The sequence below is a fragment of the Ruegeria sp. genome (genome assembly GCF_040830605.1).
In the GTDB taxonomy this organism is placed as follows: Bacteria; Pseudomonadota; Alphaproteobacteria; order Rhodobacterales; family Rhodobacteraceae; genus Ruegeria.
Map to the genome: position 1 here is coordinate 1 of NZ_JBFOMD010000018.1, position 18,018 is coordinate 18,018.

An 18,018-nucleotide genomic window follows, 5' to 3' on the forward strand; every position below is an offset into this window, starting at 1 on the left:
CCGCGAAGGCGGCCGCACGGTTGGCGCCGGCGTGGTGTCGAAAATCATCGAATAACCGGCAGGCCGGGCTTCAGCCCGGCACACCGCCGAACAAAACAAACCAAAAAAGGCCGCTCAACAAGAGCGGCCTTTTTCTTTGCAAGGGCACTCCATCACCACCTCTACACTGGCAGCTCCTCCTCGCGGTAGAACAGCCAAGTCCCACCATAACGGCAAGAGGGTAGCCGACACGCCGCCATTCCGTTAAACTGTCGCAATTACGAGATCCCAGAGGCAGCTCCATATTCCGCCTCGACCGATATTGAACTGAACACAACACTTTATTGCCACGCACAACTCAGCAGGTGCCGACGATGTTGAGGATTGATTACGAAAACTGGCCCAATAATTGGGCGAATCTGGCCGGGCACGAGGGCTCAGCAACCGAAACACCCGCTTTGCCGGGGACACGCAGTTCAACACAACCCGAGGACCCCACGGCGCCTGATCTCAGTTACCTGAAACAGAATTTTGCCGAAGCGCTGGCGTCATTCTACGCCACGATTGCCCGAATTCTTGAAGACAATCCCGTGGATCTGGCCCGCCTGTCCGAGCTGGCGGCAAAGGCCGCGGCGGGGGACGTCACGCCCGATGAAATCACGGAACTGCAGACGCTCAAGGTTGCAGCCACGCGACAGGGCCGGGCGGTTGGCGGCGTTTACGGGTTCTTTCTGAAATATAAACCTTACCCCATGCTCTCCGAAATCAGGGCCAGGGAGAAACTGTTCCAGCCCCCTCTTGGCCCCGTCCTCGTGGTTGATGGCGGTAGCGTGCGCGATGTGCTGACGCGACATGACGCGTTCACCGTGGACCCCTATGGGCGTGAGATGATCAAGTCGATGACGCCGGCCGAGAATGGCGGTTTCGACGCGTTCATTCTGGGCACCGATGACGCCGAAAAATTCATTGAAGACAAGACCCTGTTGACCACCGTCGTGAATAAGGATGACCCGGCAAAAATCACCGAGCTCGTTCATCAGGACTGCATTCGGCGCGTCGAACAGGTTGTCGATGCGTCACGTGCGGACGATCAGGCGCAGATCGACGTTGTGACCGCGCTCGCCCGGTTTGTCCCGGTCACGGTGTCTCACCACTACTTCGGCATTCCGACCGTCGAGGAAAAGGGGGCGTTCGAGCTGACCCTGGACATGCTCCGCTACTATGGCACGAAAGTCGCCGGGCCAGACGGGGTCACTCCGTTGCCGACGTCCCATACGCGCCCGGACGGCAGCACCGTCGACCTGCCCGATTCAGCGCTTGGTCAGTCAGACGGTGTGACCCCGGATGAGGCACAGGTCTATGAATGGATCAAGGCCGCGTTTCAGAACTTCTTCAACAACGTCCAGAAGGATGTCGAGGTTCAGGCCCAGGGCGTGCGGGCCTACCGCGAATTGCTGGTCTATCTGCTGCGCGAACTGGACATTCAGCGCGCGGCCCTGACGGCGGGTGATGCGGTTCCCGACACGATGGTGAGCCGTTTGCTGAAACTGCAGATGGGGCTGGCCGATCCGGAACTGACACCCGATCCCGAGGTTGATCCCGCCCGGGTTGGCGACCTCAGGATCGTTGAGAACGTTATGGGTACGGTGGTCGGTGCGGTCGCCGGGCAGGAAGAGGCGACCTGCCGCATGATCGACTCGATCCTCCGGCTCAAGGAAGGGGAATTCGAACAGGACGATACCGCGCCCCTGTGCGACGGCCAGCGCTATGGCAGTTTTGAAGAGGCTCGGCAACTTGCCCTCAATGTCCTTGAAAACCGGGATGTGGCTGAAAGCCGGTGGCAACTGCGCCAATACGCGCTGGAGGCGCTGAGGCTTCAGCCGCAGGCCGAAATCCTGCTGCGCGAATGCCGGGAGGAGGGGGCCACGATTTCCGGCAGCCGGCCCATTCGCGCGGGAACGCTGATCTTTGTGGCGCATGGCTCGGCCATGAAGGATGTCGAACAGCCCGATGCCTTCATCGTCGGACGAGATGCCGAAAACTATCTGCAATTCGGCCATGGCCGGCACAAATGTCTGGGCCAGTACATCTCGCCCGTCATTCTGGTGGAGACGCTGATTGCCGTGCTGGCGCTGGACAACCTCCGCAGGCCCGACCCACGACCGGGCGAGAGCGCATTTCCGCTCGAACGCCGGTTCGGCAGGCTGCAGCTGGACGACAACAATCTTTACGCCAAAACCTTTACGCTCGAATTCGATCTCGGCGGCACGACCGACCGGTATTTCAGTTAGGAGTTTGCCATGAGAGCCTGTTTGATCGCTCTGCTCGCCCTGGGATACACGCTCACCGAGGCAAAGGCCGAGACTGTGGCGCCGCCGGACAGCGGTTATGCCTCCGATGCGTGGCTTGAGAGCGCAACATCGTGGTCAGACGAGCAGCAGCGGCGCGAGGCCGAGATTGCGGCCTATCTGAACGATCAGGACCCGGGCAGGGCTTCGCAATACGGTTTTGCGCCCGGTCACACCCCCGCGCTGGCCTGGAACTGGTTCGACCGGCACCCGGTCGGGTTCAGCGGCGTTCCGCTGGTCCTGCTTCAGACGCTTCTGTCCTTGGACCCCGCCACCGAAACCGACCCCGATCTGCTGCCGCTCGCGCGGATATGGCGTCAGGCATCGCCCGTTCCCGGTGAGAGCGGCGTTTTCACCCTCGATCATCTGGGCTCGAGTCCGCACCCTGCAGACTATGACAACGGCACGGCGAAACCCGCGCAGGATCGCCGGTTTTCGTTGCCCAATGGCTTTGTGTTCGACCCCACCGTCCAGCCGGAAGAGGTGCGGCGTATCAACGCCAAGCTGTTCGTGATGCGCCAGCTGGATCTGACCACGCTCCTCAGAAGCAGCCTGCGCAAGCGGATCTACGAAGACGACATCGACTATCAGACCGAGCCTGAAAAGTACCAGACGGCGCCAAACCATGACGCCGTATTCTTCGCTTGTTCGGCCTGCCATACCGGGCGGGTCGTGGTTGGCGGCGAAATCGACAACTCCGGCAACATGGTGCAGCAGGGCCAGGTCAGGTTCCTGCACGGGATGCCCAACACCGAGATCGAGGCGCAGCATTACTCCGAATTGCTGTTGGCAACCGGCCTGGCGCTGGTCGAATCCGGGTTCTCGATGGACAGCCAGACCCTCCCCGATCCCGACGACATCGAGGCGAACCGCGATGTGGTCAAGGCATTGCTCGTTCGGATGATCGACCGCGCGCGCAAGGATGACACCGTAGGTACTATCTATGGCCCCTCACCCGAGGAGATACGGCGCGCCAAGCTGCAGACCTATTGGGTCGCTAAGGACTTCGCCACCCATGTCGCTAACCTGATCGGCACCGCCGTCAAGACCCAGTACATCTATCATCAGGTCGGCAAGACATACGCTTATGACGCGAACAATCCGCAGAAAGTAACGCCCGATCAGAAGGTGCCGGACATGATGAACAACCGGCCCGGGCAGATGGATGCCTTCGGCGTTGCCGCCGGGCTGGTCGCGCTCCACACGAAGCGTCCGGACAACACCTATGTCAGGTTCATGCAGGATGATTTTCCGGACAATCCGCTGTTCACCGGCATTGCCACGCTGCCCGGGTTTGAAACACCGGCAGATGCGGACGCGGCAGGCGAACGGATATTTGCCAATGTCGAAAGCTGGGCGCCGTCGGTCCCGGCCCCGATCGATATCAAGAGCCTGAACTGGTCAGTGCATCGCGTTCACGCCAACTGGGACGGCAATCAGGGGGCCGCGGCCCGCGCGCTGGCGTCGGGAACCTCGGCAACCGGCAATCCGCTGGAAACCAATGTCCGGATTCACGAGCCGCTCAACCCGTTCATCAACAACCTGCCGCCACCACCCTATCCGTTCGAGATCGACAAGGAAAAGGCCCGCAGGGGCATGGAGGTCTATGAGCGCGAGAACTGCGCAAGCTGCCACAAGCCGCACAACGACAAGATCTACCCCGTTGCAGAACTGGGCGTGGACGAAAACCGCTCGCGCGTCACAAGCGAGGTCGCGCGCTTCGGTCTGGCCGGTCTTGTGATGGAGGCCTGCCGCGTCTTCATGCGCAAATATCCCGGCAATGACTGGTGCCTGCCGCGTGACGGCGACGGCAATGTGATCACCGATACGGCTGCCGCCTATGACGATTATTTCAGGGATATTCCCGGACGGGTCAGGGCGGGTTCCAACGGCTACAAGGCCGACATGCTGCACGGGATCTGGGCCCGGGCGCCCTATCTGCACAACGGCTCGGTTCCCACGCTGATGCACCTGATGTGCCCAAAGACACGGCCCGCGAAATTCACGCGCGGCAACATCTACTACGATCAGGCGATGGTCGGCTTCGAATGGAATATCGTGCCGCAACAACGCTATAGCCCGCATGATACGATGTCGATCAAGGGCTATGATACCGCCGAATTTGGCCGCAGCAACGGCGGCCATGACTTTGCCGCCAACCTGTGCCCGGATACCAGCGGTCTCGATCCCGTGGCGGATCGTGACGAGATAGCCCGGCGGGTTCTGGCCTCCGAAATCGGCGATCTTCTGGAATATTTGAAGACTTTCTGATACACATAGTGAATTATTTTTTATCATCTATTAGCAACAGGGAGTTCACCATGTGGAACCCAACCAGAACCTGGACAGCGATTGTCGCCCTCACCATTTTGACCATGATCGCGGTCCCGGCCGAGGCCAGATACTCGGCTGTTGTGCATCAGGCGCAATCCCAATTGGCGGCACAGGGGCACGACCCCGGTGTGCTGGACGGGTTCATGGGCCCGAATACACGGCGGGCCATCGTGTCCTATCAAACCCAGGAGGGGCTGTCCCCGACCGGCGAACTGGATAGCGCAACCCTGGAAAGCCTGTCCATTGGCGTGTCGGTCGATCTTGCAAGGAACGTCGAGGATTGGCAGGCGGTTCCCACTCAGGCCGAAATCGACGAACTCAAAGAGCCGATCAACAGCCCGAGCAATCCCTATGCCGACTATCGCCCCCGGGCGCCCGGGGCAAAGCTGGGCCTGCCGGGCAAGTCCATACTTGCGGCCATGAACCTCAGCGCCGACACCTATGGCGGCCGCCCGCCCAATCATCCCAAGCACACGCAACAGGGCCTGAAAGCTCTGATCGGGTGCCTGCGGACCACGCATTTCCCCGACCACTGGTCGGATATCACCATTCACTACTACTGCCAGATGTCTCTGCCGCGCCGGTGCTTCACCAACGCGCTGGCGGGCAAATCGACCGGCGGTCGCAGGCTGGCGCGTCCCGTGGCCTATGAGGGCTGCAGCAACGGCCGACTGGCCGACGCGGGTGATTTTCGTTTCGTGACCACAACTCAGCCCGAGATCTTCCAGTATCTCATGTTCGCGCAGACACATGCGTTCGACCACGAACAGGAGCAGGCGATCATCAATGCGTTCTATGGCGTCGAGGACCCGACCAACCGTAACGAGTGCACCGCGAAGCGCCCTCAACGGACAGAAGACCCGAGCAACGGTACGCATTGTCTGGTCGACAAGGAGATGAACCGAAAGCTCGTTGGCCGCTCCCGCTAGGGTGCTGCCAAACATGGCCGCAACATTTCGCGGCATCAATAACATCAGTCAGGGCGCGGGATGCAAACCGCGCCATCGTACCCGGAGAGGCGCATGGCGAAGCAACTCCCGCTGTTTGACCGGCTTCCCCTAGGCCACCGGCCCCACCGGCCCAATCGGGCGCAGCCGTCAACACGATGGGGACAGCACCACCTGTTCTTTGCGCTTTTTCCTCCAAAGGCGGCAGTCGACGCCATAGTCGACCGCCGCCGAAGATTGCGCGGCGGGCCCGGCCCGGATTTGCGTGAGCTCAGACCGGACCGCCTGCATGTCACCCTCCATTTCGTAGAGCGTTTCAAGGATGTGCCTCAGTGGTTTGTGAACGCGGCCTGCAAGGCGGCGTCCACGGTCGCTTTCGAACCGTTCGAAGTGTGCTTTGACCGCGCTTTGACCTTCAGGGGTCGGCCGCGATCCAGCCCTGTCGTATTGCTGTCGCAGGGCGAAAACGTGCCGCTGTCAAACCTGCGGCTCTCGATAATTTCGGCGCTGTTTGATGCGGGGTTCAATCCGGGCCCGGTGCCGAAATTCACTTCTCACATCACGCTCACTTACGGATCGGGCTTTGAAGGCGAACGCAGGATCGAACCGGTCAGATGGCGCGTGACCGAGTTCGTTCTGATCCAGAGCCTTCAGGGCAAGACGCGCTATATCCCGCTCGACCGGTGGCAGGCGGGTGGCGGCCCGACCCATTGATACGAACGGGTAAGGTCGACTGAGGCCGCGAAGAACCTCAGTACGCCAAACTATCCAAATCGATCCTGACGCCGGGGGCCTTCGTTAGTGATAGTGTCCAGCGACAGGGTATGATCCATATTGCGCATCCGGTGGCGCAGCATCTCACGGGTCAACCGGTTCAGATCCTCCCCAAGCTCCGGGTTGTCTGCCACATTCTCAAGCTCGCCACGATTGTCATGATCGAACAGCATCGGCGGCAGATCTGCGGCAAACTCAACCAGCGTAAAACGCGCGTCCCGAAGAATGCAAAGGCTGGAATCGCTGGGGCCGGTGCCAAGGGTTCTCTCCCAGATGGTCGGGCCCTCGGGGTCGGAAAAATCCAGTTCGCTGAACGAATAAGCCCTCCAGTCCTCGGGCGGCGTACCGCGCAAGAGCGGTATCAATGACCGCCCGTCCATCGAGTTCGGGGCCTTCTGGTCCACCCAGTCGAGGATGGTCGGCGTGATGTCTATGGACTCCGTGGGCAGCGCGACCTCCGAGCCCGCGCGCGTCTCGTTGCCCGGCATCCGGATCATAAGCGACGTGTGATAGGCCGCGTCAAAGACCGTCATCTTGCCCCACGCATGCCGGTCGCCCAGCATCTCACCGTGATCGGCGGTGATCACGATCAGCGTGTTGTCATATTGCCCGCTATCCTTCAGATAGCTGACGACGCGCCCGATGTGGTGATCGACCTCGGTGGCCAGCCCCAGATAGACCGCGCGCAGGGTCTGAATATTCTCGTCCGTCGGTTCCAGATCTGGAAACCCTTCGACAAAGCTGGCCGCAGACGCGCTTTGCAGCATCGGCCCAAAGAACGGATGCTGCGCCTCCTCTTGCCCGGGCGTTTCCAGCCGCTGGGGCAAGGGCAGGGACGCCGGGTCATACATGTCGTTGTAGGGGGATGGAGCGACCAGTGGCGGGTGTGGTCGGATGTAGGTCAGATGCGCAAACCAGCTTTGCTTGTGATAGGCGGGCATCGTGCCCAGAAACGAATTGGTCAGAAACGCCGTATCGCTGTCCTCGGCCGAATAGAGCGCGGGGTCGTTCAAACGGGGAGCGTTACCCGTCGGGGAGACGGGTTTGTAGACGTCCCAGTACTCCTCGAACTCATACCCCTTGTTCATCAGATGCGACTGCCAAGGATAGGACATCTCGAGCCGCATTTCGGTGACCTCGTGAAACCCGGCCATCGGGTACTCATAGGTCTGCACCGACGGATCGTTGGGGTGATGCACACGCGGGTCGGCGGATGTATCGGTGTAGCCGAACAGCATCGGCAGATAGCCCGCCTTGCGCATCTCGGATGCGAGCGTCGGCGTGTCGTGACGCAGCGGCGTGCCATTGCGGACCGAGCGGTGGTTCATCGCGTATTGCCCGGTCAGGATCGACGCGCGCGAGGGGCCGCATGGGTTCGTGACTGAAAAATGCCGCGAAAAGGTGACGGCATCATCCATGAACGCGCGCAGATTCGGCAGGTCCACATGATCCGCAAGCGCACCGGAAACGCAGTCGGCCCGGAGTTGATCAATGATGATAAACAGAACGTTGCGCGTCTGAGGCATCCGCAGGGTCCTTCGGCTAAGCTCAACTGTTTTCTTAGGAAAACCTGCCAGACCCGTCCAGCCTTGCTATTCGGATGGCGACAATCGGTGCCGCTTTTGCGCGGAATGGCTCATTCCCGCAGCCGGTAGGCACGCGTGGCGTTTCCACCGAGGATGGCGCTTTGGGCGGCGCGATCCAGATCCGCCAGCAGGATATCGGTCGCTTCCAGCCACCGTTCATAGGAACTGGCCAGGGTGCAGACCGGCCAGTCGCTGCCCCAGATCAACCGTTCGGCGCCGAACGTGTCGAGCAGGTGGGCGACATAGGGTTTCAGGTCATCGACGGTCCAGCCGACTGCGGCTTCGGTCACAAGGCCGGACAGCTTGCACAAGGCGGATGTGTCGCGGTCCAGTGCAGCCATATCCGTGGCCCAGTCCCGGAAATCCCCATCGGCTATGCGGGGCTTGGCCCCGTGATCAATCACCACCCGCATCTGCGGATAGCGTTCCAGCAGGCGGCGCAGGTTGGACAAGTGATGCGGCAATACCAGCGCGTCAAAGGTCAAATTCTGACCGATGAGGGCCGCGAAAGCAGGCGCCAAGTCGCCGCGCAACATCCAGTCGGGGTCGGCGATGTCCTGAATCATCGGGCGCAATCCCACGAGGGCCGGATGCTGTGCCAGACGTCCGATTTCGTCAGGTGCGCCCGGGCTTTCGAAATCGACCCATCCAACAACGCCTTTGATGAACGAATTCCGATCCGTCAGCCCCAGCATGAATTCGGTTTCGGCCACCGTCGGCGCGGCCTGCACCAGAACGGTGCCCTCGATTCCGGCGGCCTTCAGCATCGGGGTCAGATCCTCGGGACCATAATCGCGATAGAGCACCTCCAGATCCGCCGTCAGCCAGCCGTAATCGCCGCGCGCGAGGGTCCAGAAATGCTGGTGGGCGTCGAGCCTCATGGTGCGATGACGCCCTTTTTCAGGATGATGTTGCCATAGAGCCTGCGCTCGCCGGTCTGGATAACGGCAAAGGCGCTGGCGGCACGCTCATAAAACGCGAACCGCTCCAGCGGTACGATCCGGGCGGGATGATCTGCGGTGTCGTCAATGATGCGCTGGAAATCGGCGACGGCCTCGGGGATCGCATCCGGATCATCCACCACCGCCATGCTGTGCGCCGGGTCGGGAACGAAGGTATCCAGCGGCAGGACCGACAGCACCGCCCGCAGCATGTCGCTGGCCGAGGACCCATCAGCGCGGATGCAGCGTGGGCCAAGGCCTTCTGCCGGGAAATTGGCATCCGCAATGACGATCTCGTCTCCATGCCCCATCGCGCGCAGGGCGTGGAGCAGATCGGGCGACAGGATCGGGTCGATATCACGCAGCATCGGCAGTCTCCGACGGCAGGGGCGCATCCGGACGGATCAGCCCTTCGCTCTTCAAATCCGACCACAGCCCGGCCGGGATCGGGGTTTCCAGCAATTGGACATTGGCCTCAACCTCAGCCCCGCTGACCGCGCCGGGCACCACGGTTTTGACGCATGGATGCCCCAGCACGAATTGCAAAGCGGCAGCGATCAGGGGCGTGCCGTGGGCGGCGCAGACCGCCTCGATCCGGCGCACTCGGTCCAGAATGTCGGGCGGCGCGTCCGCGTAATTGTATTTCGCACTGGGTACCGCGCCGGTGGCAAGGATGCCGGAATTGTAGGGCCCGCCAAGGATGATCCCCACGTCGCGCTTTTCACAAAGCGGCAGAAAGGTCTCCAGCGCCTCCTGCTCCAGCAGCGTATAGCGGCCCGCCAGCAGGAAACCGTCGAAATCCCCCAGCCCAAGCAGTTTCTCGCAGACCTGCCATTCGTTGACGCCCGCGCCGACGGCAGCGATTTCCCCTGCCTCGCGCAGCTCGGTCAGGGCCTTGTAGCCGCCCCCGTCGAACAACTCGCGCACCTTGGCATCGCTGACCTCCTGGCTGCCCTGAGAAAACACGCAGACATCATGCACCAACAGGATATCCGCATTGGTCACCCCAATACGTTGCCGGCTGGCCTCATACGACCGCATCACGCCGTCATAGGTGTAGTCGAAAACGATACGCTTCTGCGGCACGTCGACAAACGCCTCGGGCGTTACCTCATGCGGTTCGCAATCCAGCAGCAGACGACCGATCTTGGTCGAAAGCTGGATATTGTCGCGGCCGAACCGCCGGATTGCCATGCCGAACCGCTCCTCAGACCGGCCCAACCCGTATTGCGGGGCGGTGTCGAAATACCGGATGCCTGCGTCAAAAGCCGCTTGTAGGGCGGCTTGGGCATCCTCGTCGCTTACCTTGCGATAGAGATTGCCGAGCGGCGCCCCGCCAAACCCCATGCGGGTCAGCGGAACCGGGCGCGTGGTGCGTAGGTTGAGCGGGGCGGTGTCGGCAGCTTTCATCAGCGTTTCCTTGCATCACAGGGGGAAAACAGTTCGGGCCGTTCCTGTTCCAGCGGCTCGATCCGCGGCAGAAGCTGGCCCAGATGGTGACGCATCGCGGTCTGAGCGGCCACCGGATCCTGATCCCGGATCGCCTCGACGATGGCGCGGTGCTCTTCCAGCGTCTCGGCAGCACGACCCGGGGTCGGCAACAGCAGCATCCGCGCCCGGCTGACCTGCAGCGACACCATGCGCGCGACAGTGATCAGCCGCGTATAGCCGGTGAACTGCATCAGCATGGCGTGAAACTCTTCGTCCGCCTGATAGAAGCCGGTGAAATCCCCGTCCTCCACCAGCAGGCTTTGCAGGCGCACGTTCCGGGTCAGCTGCGCCAACTGCTCCTCGGTGCGGTCCCGCGCCACCTTGGCCACGGTGGCCAGTTCCAGCGCCTCGCGCAGAAAGGTGCCCTCGCGAATCTCCGACATCGAAAAATGCGACACGCGCGTGGCCGATTGCGGGATCACCTCGACCAGCCCCTCGGCGGCCAGCCGGGCAATCGCCTCGGACACGGGCGAGCGCGAGACGCCCAGCGTGTCGCAGATCATGCCCTTGCGCAGCACCGATCCCGGCGGGAACTCCAGCGACAGGATCGCCTCCTTGAGGGACAGATAGACCCTCTGGGCCAGAGACCCCTCAAAAGCGCCGATATCCTTCAGCCGGGTTGCGTCGATGTCCGCGATTGGGGCCATGGGCTCCTCCATTCATACTAACATGTTAGTTGACACATGCCGCGAGTCAAGCTAGCACTCTCTACAACGCTCAGCCCAGAATGTTGAGACGCCAGGCAAGGGAGGCCCAGCGTGACAGACCCCGCAAGCGACATCATTCGCCTGCATGCGCACGACAATGTTGCGATTGCGCTGCGGGATCTGCCTGCGGGGACGGAACTGGCGGGGATACCAGCACCGCTGGTCTCCGACATCGCACGCGGGCACAAGATTGCCTGCACACAGATCGGGGCCGGGCAGAACGTTCTGCGCTACGGCCAGATCATCGGGCAGGCCAAAGCCGATATCGCGGCGGGCGAGCATGTGCATGTCCACAATTTGGGCATGGGCGCGCATCAGCAGGACTACGGGTTCGCCTGCCAGAACACCCCGCTGCCCGCCATCGACAGCGACCGCACCTTTCAGGGCTTCCACCGTGCTGACGGGCGGGTCGGCACGCGCAACTATATCGGCATTCTGACCTCGGTGAACTGCTCCGGCTCGGTCGCGCGTTTCATTGCCGAGGCGGCGGAGCGTTCCGGCCTGCTGGACGATTTCCCGAACGTGGACGGGATCGTGCCCATCGTGCACGGCACTGGCTGCGGTATGTCCGCAAAGGATGAGGGTTATGCCACCCTGTTCCGCACGCTGGCCGGTTACGCGCAGCACCCCAATTTCGGAGGTATCCTGCTGATCGGCCTCGGCTGTGAGGTGATGCAGGTCTCGGACCTGGTCGGCGGTCGCCCGATCCGCGCTGACGGCGCCCTGCGCTACATGACAATCCAGAACGAGGGTGGCACCCGACGCACCATCGAACGCGGCCTGCAGGAACTGCGCGGCATTGCGGCGCTGGCCAACAGCGCCGAACGCAAACCTGCCCCGGTGTCGCAGATCACCGTGGGCATGCAATGCGGCGGCTCGGACGGCTATTCCGGCATCACCGCAAACCCGGCGCTGGGCTTTGCCTCCGACCTGCTGGTCCGGCACGGCGGCACCACGATCCTGTCCGAAACCTCGGAAATCTACGGCGCCGAACACCTGCTGACCCGCCGGGCCGAGACGGTCGAAGTGGGTCAAAAGCTGATCGAACGCATCCGCTGGTGGGAGGATTATACCGCCCGCAACGGCGGCGAGATGGACAACAACCCCAGCCCCGGCAACAAGCGCGGCGGTTTGACCACCATCCTGGAAAAATCGCTGGGCGCGGTCGCCAAGGGCGGCACCGCACCGCTGCGCGATGTCTATCGGTTCGGCGAGATCGTCGACAAGAAAGGGTTCGTGTTCATGGATAGCCCCGGCTTTGATCCGTGCTCGGTGACCGGGCAGGTGGCTTCGGGGTCGAACCTGATCGTGTTCACCACCGGGCGCGGCTCGGTCTCGGGCTATCAGCCCACCCCCTGCATCAAGCTGGCGACAAATTCCGAGATGTACGGGCGGATGGCCGATGACATGGACCTCAACTGCGGGGACATCGTGACCGATGGGGTCAGCATCGAGGCCAAAGGCGAGGAATTGTTCGAGATGCTGATCCGCGTGGCCTCAGGCCAGCAGACCAAAAGCGAGGAATTGGGGTTCGGCGGCGTGGAATTCGTGCCGTGGCAGATAGGAGCCGTGATGTGATGCGACTGAAGGACAAGACCATCCTGATCACGGCGGCGGGGCAGGGGATGGGCCTCGCCAGTGCAACGGCCTGCACCGCCGAAGGGGCCCGGGTGATCGCGACGGATGTGAACACCGAGGCGTTGGAGGCGCTGGCGGCGGACGGGATCGAAACCCGGCATCTCGACGTGACCGATGCGGCGGCGGTTGCGGCACTGGCGGACGAACTGCCGGATCTCGACGGGCTCTTCAACGTGGCAGGCTTTGTCCATCACGGCACGGTTCTTGAGATTTCCGACGACGACTGGGCGTTCAGCTTCGACCTGAACGTCACCTCGATGATGCGGCTGACACGGACCCTGCTGCCGGGCATGCTGCGCCGCGCTGAACAGACCGGTACCGCGTCGATCCTGAACATGTCCTCGATGGCCAGCTCGATCAAAGGCTTCGTCAACCGCACCGCCTACGGGGCGACCAAGGCGGCGGTGATCGGCCTGACCAAGGGCGTTGCCGCCGATTTCGTCACCCAGGGCATCCGCTGCAACTGCCTGTGCCCCGGCACCGTGGACACGCCCTCCTTGCGCGGACGGATCGCGGCGGCGGCTGATCCGGTGCAGGCGGAAAAGGACTTCATCGCCCGCCAACCCATGGGCCGTCTGGCCGAGGTCGGAGATATCACGCCCATGGTCGTCTACCTGCTCTCGGATGAAAGCCGTTTCGTCACCGGCCAGTCCATGCTGGTCGATGGCGGCGTAACGATCTGACGGGCCGGAGGACAGGAGATGGCACCCATCGTCAGCATGACCGGCATCGAAAAGCGCTTTCCGGGCGTCCATGCGCTCAAGAACGTGCAGTTCGATCTCGAGGTTGGAGAGGTTCACGCCCTGATGGGCGAAAACGGCGCTGGCAAGTCGACACTCATGAAGATCCTGTCCGGTATCTACAGCCGCGACGGAGGTGACCTGCAGATCGAAGGACGCAGTGTCAGTCCCGATAGTCCGCGCGCGGCGCAGGATCTGGGGATCGGCATCATCCATCAGGAGCTCAGCCTGATGAACGATCTGACCGTGGCCCAGAACATCTTTATCGGCCGCGAGCCGCGCAAAAGCTTCGGGCGGCTGGACGAGGCGGCGCTGAACGCGCAAACCACCGAGATCTTTGCCTCGATGAACCTGACCCTCGATCCCAGGGCGCCGGTCGGCAGCCTGACCATCGCCAAGCAGCAGATGGTCGAGATCGCCAAGGCGCTCTCCTACCGCTCGAAGGTTCTGATTATGGACGAACCCACGGCGGCGCTGAACGATGCCGAGATTGCCGAGCTGTTCGTGATCATCCGCCGCCTGCGCGCCGAGGGCGTGGGCATCGTCTATATCAGCCACAAGATGGATGAGCTTAAGCGTATCGCGGACCGCGTCACGGTGATGCGGGACGGCGAATATGTAGGCACGGTGGATGCCGCCGCGACGCCGATCAACCAGATCATCGCCATGATGGTGGGCCGCGAGGTCAAGGACGACCCGCTGGACGTACCCGACCTGTCGCAGGCCGAAATCGCGCTTGAGGTTCGGGATCTGTCCCGAGGCCGCGAGATCCGGGATGTTAGTTTCTCGGTCCGCAGCGGCGAGATCCTGGGCTTTGCGGGCCTGATGGGCGCGGGCCGGACCGAGGTCGCCCGCGCCATCTTCGGCGCCGACCCGCGTGACGCCGGAGACATCCGGGTGCATGGGCGGGCGGTCCCGATCAGCAGCCCCTCCGACGCGGTGCGCGCCGGGATCGGCTACCTGTCTGAGGATCGCAAACATTTCGGCCTCGCCACCGGCATGAACCTGCGCGACAACATCGCGCTGGCCTCGATGCACCGGTTCACCCGCCGCGGCGGCGCGCTGGATGATGGCGCAATGCGGGATGCCGCGCAGGGCTATATCCGTCAGCTCGGCATCCGCACGCCGTCGGACACGCAGGAGGTGCGGCTGCTCTCAGGCGGCAACCAGCAAAAGGTGGTGATCGCCAAATGGCTGCTGCGCGATTGCGACATCCTGATCTTTGACGAACCCACGCGCGGCATCGACGTGGGCGCGAAATCCGAGATCTACAAGCTGCTCGAGGAACTCGCCGCGCAGGGCAAGACGATCATCGTCATCTCATCCGAACTGCCCGAGATCATGCGCCTCAGCCACCGCATCGCGGTGATGTGCGAGGGGCGGCTGACCGGCATCCTGCCGGGCGGAACCGAGACCACACAAGAAGACATCATGAAACTCGCGACCCAACGCGAGGCGGCGATGCAACCGACGGGGACCTGAACCATGACATCGGCGACCGAGACCAAATCGAAGACCCTGCTTTCGCATCTGGTGGATACCGGCGCGCATCAGAAACTGCTGGCTTTCGCCAGCCTGATCGCGCTGCTGATCGGGTTTTCCATCGCGTCTCCGAACTTCATGCAGACCTCGAACATGATCGCCATCCTGCAGGCGACATCCGTGAACGGCGTGCTGGCGGTGGCGGCGACGCTGGTGATCATCACCGGCGGCATCGACCTGTCGGTGGGCACGCTGATGACCTTCTGCGCGGTGATCGCCGGGGTGGTGCTGACCTATGCCGGGATGCCCCTGCCGCTGGGCGTGGCGGCGGCCATCGGGGCGGGCGCGTTCTGCGGCCTCTGCTCTGGCACGTTCGTGGCCAAGATGAAAATCCCGCCCTTCATCGCCACCCTGGGCATGATGCTGATCCTCAAGGGGCTGTCGCTGGTCATTTCCGGCACGCGCCCGATCTATTTCAACGACACGCCCGGCTTTGACCAGATCTCGCGCGGTTCGCTGATCGGAGAGATCATCCCGGCGCTGCCCATCCCCAACGGCGTGTTGATCCTGTTCCTGGTGGCGCTTTCGGCCTCCTACATCTTGGGCCGCACCGTGCTGGGCCGCTACACCTTTGCGCTGGGCTCGAACGAAGAGGCGGTGCGCCTCTCGGGCGTCAACACCGACGCCTGGAAGATGGGGATCTATGCGCTGGCGGGCGGCATCTGCGGCATCGCCGGCATCCTGATCGCCTCGCGCCTGAACTCGGCGCAACCGGCGCTGGGGCTGGGATACGAGCTTGAGGCGATTGCCGCCGTGGTGATCGGCGGCACATCGCTCTCGGGTGGGCGCGGCACCATTCTGGGCACCCTGATCGGTGCGCTGATCATGGCGGTGCTGACCAACGGCCTGCGGGTGCTGTCCGTGGCGCAGGAATGGCAGACCGTGGTCACCGGCGCGATCATCATTCTGGCGGTCTACGCGGACATGGTCCGCCGCCGTCAGACCAATTGAACGGGCCAACTGAACTGGCCAACTGAACAAGAGAACGGGGGACGTTCCGAACCGGCAGGCAACCGATCCGAGCATCCAACAGGAGGAGAAGAAATGCTTTCACGTCGTTTCATTTTGGGGGCCTTTGGCGCATTGGCGCTGGCCGCCCCCGCAACAACCGCCTCGGCCGAGGATCTCTATGTGCCGCTGGTGTCGAAAGGATTCCAGCACCAGTTCTGGCAGGCGGTCAAGCTCGGCGCCGAACAGGCCGCTGACGAGATGGGGATCCGCATCACCTTCGAAGGCCCCGATAACGAGACCATGGTGGACCGCCAGATCGACATGCTGGCCGCCGCGCTGGCCAACAAACCTGCCGCCATCGGCTTTGCCGCGCTGGACAGCCAGGCCGCGATCCCGCTGCTGCGTCAGGCCAGTGATGCGGGCATTCCCGTCATCGCCTTCGACAGCGGCGTGGACAGCGACATCCCCGTCTCGACCGCCACCACCGACAACCTCGCCGCCGCATCACTGGCCGCCGACAAGATGGCTGAGCTGATCGGGGGCACCGGAAAGGTCGCCGTTGTTGCCCACGACCAGACCAGCCGCACCGGCATCGACCGCCGCGACGGGTTCGTGAACCGCATCGCCGAGAAATATCCCGATATCGAGGTGGTGACGGTCCAGTACGGTCAGGGCGACCATCTGAAATCGACCGAGGTCACCAAGGCCATCCTGACGGCGAACCCGGACCTCAAGGGCATCTTCGGCACCAACGAAGGCTCGGCCATCGGCGTGGTGAACGGCGTGCAGGAGCTTGGCACCACCGGGCTGACGATCATCGGCTATGACAGCGGCAAGGCCCAGAAGGACGCGATCAAGAGCGGCCTGATGGCGGGTGCGATTACGCAGAACCCGGTCGGCATCGGCTATGAAACCGTCAAGGCCGCCGTGGCCGCGGTGAAGGGCGAAGAGGTCCCGGCGCTCATCGACACCGGGTTCTACTACTACGATGCGTCGAATATCGACGACCCCAAGATTGCCGCCGTTCTGTACGATTGAACGCAGGCAGGGTAACCCTTGGCCCGGCAGGTGTTTGCCGGGCCGATTCATGAACAGGGACAGACAGGATGAAACTGCTGCGCTACGGGCCCGCCGGTGCCGAAAAACCGGGATTGCTGGATAACGACGGACAGGTGCGCGACCTGTCGGGGCATGTGGCCGATATCGCGGGCGCGGCGCTGCTGCCCGACAGCATCGACCGGCTCAGGGCGCTGGACCCCGCAACACTGCCGGTGGTCGACGGCACTCCGCAACAGGACCTGCGGCTGGGGCCTTGCGTCGGGCAGGTGGGCAAATTCATCTGCATCGGCCTTAACTATGCCGACCATGCTGCCGAGGCGGGCATGGACATCCCGCCCGAACCGGTGATCTTCGGCAAATGGACCTCGGCCATCACCGGCCCCGACGATGACGTGGAAATCCCGCGCGGTTCCGAGAAAACCGATTGGGAGGTCGAACTGGGCGTGGTGATCGGCAAAGGCGGCCGCTACATCGACGAGGCAGACGCGCTGAGCCACGTGGCGGGTTTCTGCGTGGTCAACGACGTGTCCGAACGCGACTTCCAGCTCAACCGCGCCGGTACCTGGGACAAGGGCAAGGGCAACGATACCTTCGGCCCAACCGGCCCGTGGCTGGTCACCCCGGACGAGGTGGGCGACTACGACGCCCTGCCCATGTGGCTTGAGGTAGACGGGCACCGCTATCAGGACGGCTCGACCGCCACCATGGTCTACAAGGTGCCGCACCTGATCGCCTATTGCAGCCAGTTCATGAGCCTTCAGCCCGGCGACATCATCTCGACCGGCACCCCGCCCGGCGTCGGCATGGGGCAAGAACCGCCGGTCTATCTGAAAGGTGGCGAAGTGATGCGGTTGGGGATCAAGGGCCTCGGTGTTCAGACCCAGAATGTGCGCCGCGCCAACTGACGCCAGCGGGTCCCCTAAGCCCTGCCCGTGCCAACAGCCCGCCAGTGTGCTAGGCTGCATCGGCACGGGGCCCGGG

The 18,018-nt window shown here is 62.8% G+C and carries 15 protein-coding genes; 10 read left to right on the forward strand and 5 right to left on the reverse strand.

Translation table 11 applies throughout. From position 1 onward, the window contains the following. Window positions 1-353 precede the first annotated feature (353 nt). The 4 genes from AB3N21_RS21070 to AB3N21_RS21085 all read left to right on the forward strand — a co-directional run bounded on the left by AB3N21_RS21070 (window position 354) and on the right by AB3N21_RS21085 (window position 6,322). On the forward strand, window positions 354-2,270 hold the full coding sequence (locus AB3N21_RS21070; protein WP_367937049.1) for a cytochrome P450: 1,917 nt from the start codon (window positions 354-356) through the stop codon (window positions 2,268-2,270). Between the two features lie 9 nt (window positions 2,271-2,279). Beyond that, entirely contained in the window at window positions 2,280-4,598 is a 2,319-nt protein-coding gene (locus tag AB3N21_RS21075; RefSeq protein WP_367937050.1) for a hypothetical protein, read from the forward strand. Window positions 4,599-4,648: 50 nt separating this feature from the next. Continuing rightward, complete coding sequence (locus tag AB3N21_RS21080; protein ID WP_367937051.1) at window positions 4,649-5,590, forward strand: peptidoglycan-binding protein; 942 nt, start codon at window positions 4,649-4,651, stop codon at window positions 5,588-5,590. Window positions 5,591-5,683: 93 nt separating this feature from the next. Next, a complete protein-coding gene (locus tag AB3N21_RS21085) occupies window positions 5,684-6,322 on the forward strand; it encodes a 2'-5' RNA ligase family protein (RefSeq protein WP_367937052.1) in 639 nt (212 codons plus the stop codon). Between the two features lie 50 nt (window positions 6,323-6,372). Here AB3N21_RS21085 and AB3N21_RS21090 read toward each other — a convergent pair whose 3' ends face one another. From AB3N21_RS21090 to AB3N21_RS21110, 5 genes are all read right to left on the reverse strand, one after another. Next, window positions 6,373-7,908 (reverse strand): alkaline phosphatase family protein, encoded by a 1,536-nt coding sequence (locus AB3N21_RS21090; RefSeq protein ID WP_367937053.1) that lies wholly within the window; start codon window positions 7,906-7,908, stop codon window positions 6,373-6,375. Window positions 7,909-8,018: 110 nt separating this feature from the next. Next, window positions 8,019-8,849, reverse strand: a complete 831-nt coding sequence (locus AB3N21_RS21095) for an amidohydrolase (protein WP_367937054.1) — start codon at window positions 8,847-8,849, stop codon at window positions 8,019-8,021. Next, a complete protein-coding gene (locus tag AB3N21_RS21100) occupies window positions 8,846-9,277 on the reverse strand; it encodes an RbsD/FucU family protein (RefSeq protein ID WP_367937055.1) in 432 nt (143 codons plus the stop codon). Before AB3N21_RS21100 ends, AB3N21_RS21095 begins: the two co-directional genes overlap by 4 nt. Further along, window positions 9,267-10,319, reverse strand: coding sequence for an aldo/keto reductase (locus AB3N21_RS21105; RefSeq protein WP_367937056.1), 1,053 nt, complete (start codon window positions 10,317-10,319; stop codon window positions 9,267-9,269). The genes AB3N21_RS21100 and AB3N21_RS21105 overlap by 11 nt, the downstream gene beginning before the upstream one ends. Beyond that, window positions 10,319-11,047, reverse strand: coding sequence for a GntR family transcriptional regulator (locus tag AB3N21_RS21110; RefSeq protein ID WP_367937057.1), 729 nt, complete (start codon window positions 11,045-11,047; stop codon window positions 10,319-10,321). Before AB3N21_RS21110 ends, AB3N21_RS21105 begins: the two co-directional genes overlap by 1 nt. 111 nt (window positions 11,048-11,158) lie before the next feature. Between AB3N21_RS21110 and AB3N21_RS21115 the strand changes: the two genes are divergently transcribed. The 6 genes from AB3N21_RS21115 to AB3N21_RS21140 all read left to right on the forward strand — a co-directional run bounded on the left by AB3N21_RS21115 (window position 11,159) and on the right by AB3N21_RS21140 (window position 17,942). Then, window positions 11,159-12,685, forward strand: coding sequence for a UxaA family hydrolase (locus AB3N21_RS21115; protein ID WP_367937058.1), 1,527 nt, complete (start codon window positions 11,159-11,161; stop codon window positions 12,683-12,685). Beyond that, window positions 12,685-13,428: an SDR family oxidoreductase gene (locus AB3N21_RS21120; protein ID WP_367937083.1), complete on the forward strand. Its 744-nt coding sequence runs from the start codon at window positions 12,685-12,687 to the stop codon at window positions 13,426-13,428. Before AB3N21_RS21115 ends, AB3N21_RS21120 begins: the two co-directional genes overlap by 1 nt. Window positions 13,429-13,446: 18 nt before the next feature. Then, on the forward strand, window positions 13,447-14,967 hold the full coding sequence (locus tag AB3N21_RS21125; protein WP_367937059.1) for a sugar ABC transporter ATP-binding protein: 1,521 nt from the start codon (window positions 13,447-13,449) through the stop codon (window positions 14,965-14,967). Window positions 14,968-14,970: 3 nt separating this feature from the next. Next, window positions 14,971-15,978: an ABC transporter permease gene (locus AB3N21_RS21130; RefSeq protein ID WP_171180611.1), complete on the forward strand. Its 1,008-nt coding sequence runs from the start codon at window positions 14,971-14,973 to the stop codon at window positions 15,976-15,978. A 93-nt stretch (window positions 15,979-16,071) separates the two neighbouring features. After that, window positions 16,072-17,016 carry an ABC transporter substrate-binding protein gene (locus AB3N21_RS21135; RefSeq protein WP_367937060.1) on the forward strand — a complete coding sequence of 315 codons (945 nt, stop codon included), beginning with the start codon at window positions 16,072-16,074 and terminating at the stop codon, window positions 17,014-17,016. Window positions 17,017-17,084: 68 nt separating this feature from the next. Beyond that, window positions 17,085-17,942, forward strand: a complete 858-nt coding sequence (locus AB3N21_RS21140; protein WP_367937061.1) for a fumarylacetoacetate hydrolase family protein — start codon at window positions 17,085-17,087, stop codon at window positions 17,940-17,942. The last annotated feature ends 76 nt before the right edge of the window (window positions 17,943-18,018 follow it).

Bases quoted from the DNA above. Each gene is read 5' to 3' on its own strand.
- AB3N21_RS21070 (WP_367937049.1), top strand. From the start codon at position 354: ATGTTGAGGATTGATTACGAAAACTGGCCCAATAATTGGGCGAATCTG.
- AB3N21_RS21075 (WP_367937050.1), top strand. From the start codon at position 2,280: ATGAGAGCCTGTTTGATCGCTCTGCTCGCCCTGGGATACACGCTCACC.
- AB3N21_RS21080 (WP_367937051.1), top strand. From the start codon at position 4,649: ATGTGGAACCCAACCAGAACCTGGACAGCGATTGTCGCCCTCACCATT.
- AB3N21_RS21085 (WP_367937052.1), top strand. From the start codon at position 5,684: ATGGCGAAGCAACTCCCGCTGTTTGACCGGCTTCCCCTAGGCCACCGG.
- AB3N21_RS21090 (WP_367937053.1), bottom strand. From the start codon at position 7,908: ATGCCTCAGACGCGCAACGTTCTGTTTATCATCATTGATCAACTCCGG.
- AB3N21_RS21095 (WP_367937054.1), bottom strand. From the start codon at position 8,849: ATGAGGCTCGACGCCCACCAGCATTTCTGGACCCTCGCGCGCGGCGAT.
- AB3N21_RS21100 (WP_367937055.1), bottom strand. From the start codon at position 9,277: ATGCTGCGTGATATCGACCCGATCCTGTCGCCCGATCTGCTCCACGCC.
- AB3N21_RS21105 (WP_367937056.1), bottom strand. From the start codon at position 10,319: ATGAAAGCTGCCGACACCGCCCCGCTCAACCTACGCACCACGCGCCCG.
- AB3N21_RS21110 (WP_367937057.1), bottom strand. From the start codon at position 11,047: ATGGCCCCAATCGCGGACATCGACGCAACCCGGCTGAAGGATATCGGC.
- AB3N21_RS21120 (WP_367937083.1), top strand. From the start codon at position 12,685: ATGCGACTGAAGGACAAGACCATCCTGATCACGGCGGCGGGGCAGGGG.
- AB3N21_RS21125 (WP_367937059.1), top strand. From the start codon at position 13,447: ATGGCACCCATCGTCAGCATGACCGGCATCGAAAAGCGCTTTCCGGGC.
- AB3N21_RS21130 (WP_171180611.1), top strand. From the start codon at position 14,971: ATGACATCGGCGACCGAGACCAAATCGAAGACCCTGCTTTCGCATCTG.
- AB3N21_RS21135 (WP_367937060.1), top strand. From the start codon at position 16,072: ATGCTTTCACGTCGTTTCATTTTGGGGGCCTTTGGCGCATTGGCGCTG.
- AB3N21_RS21140 (WP_367937061.1), top strand. From the start codon at position 17,085: ATGAAACTGCTGCGCTACGGGCCCGCCGGTGCCGAAAAACCGGGATTG.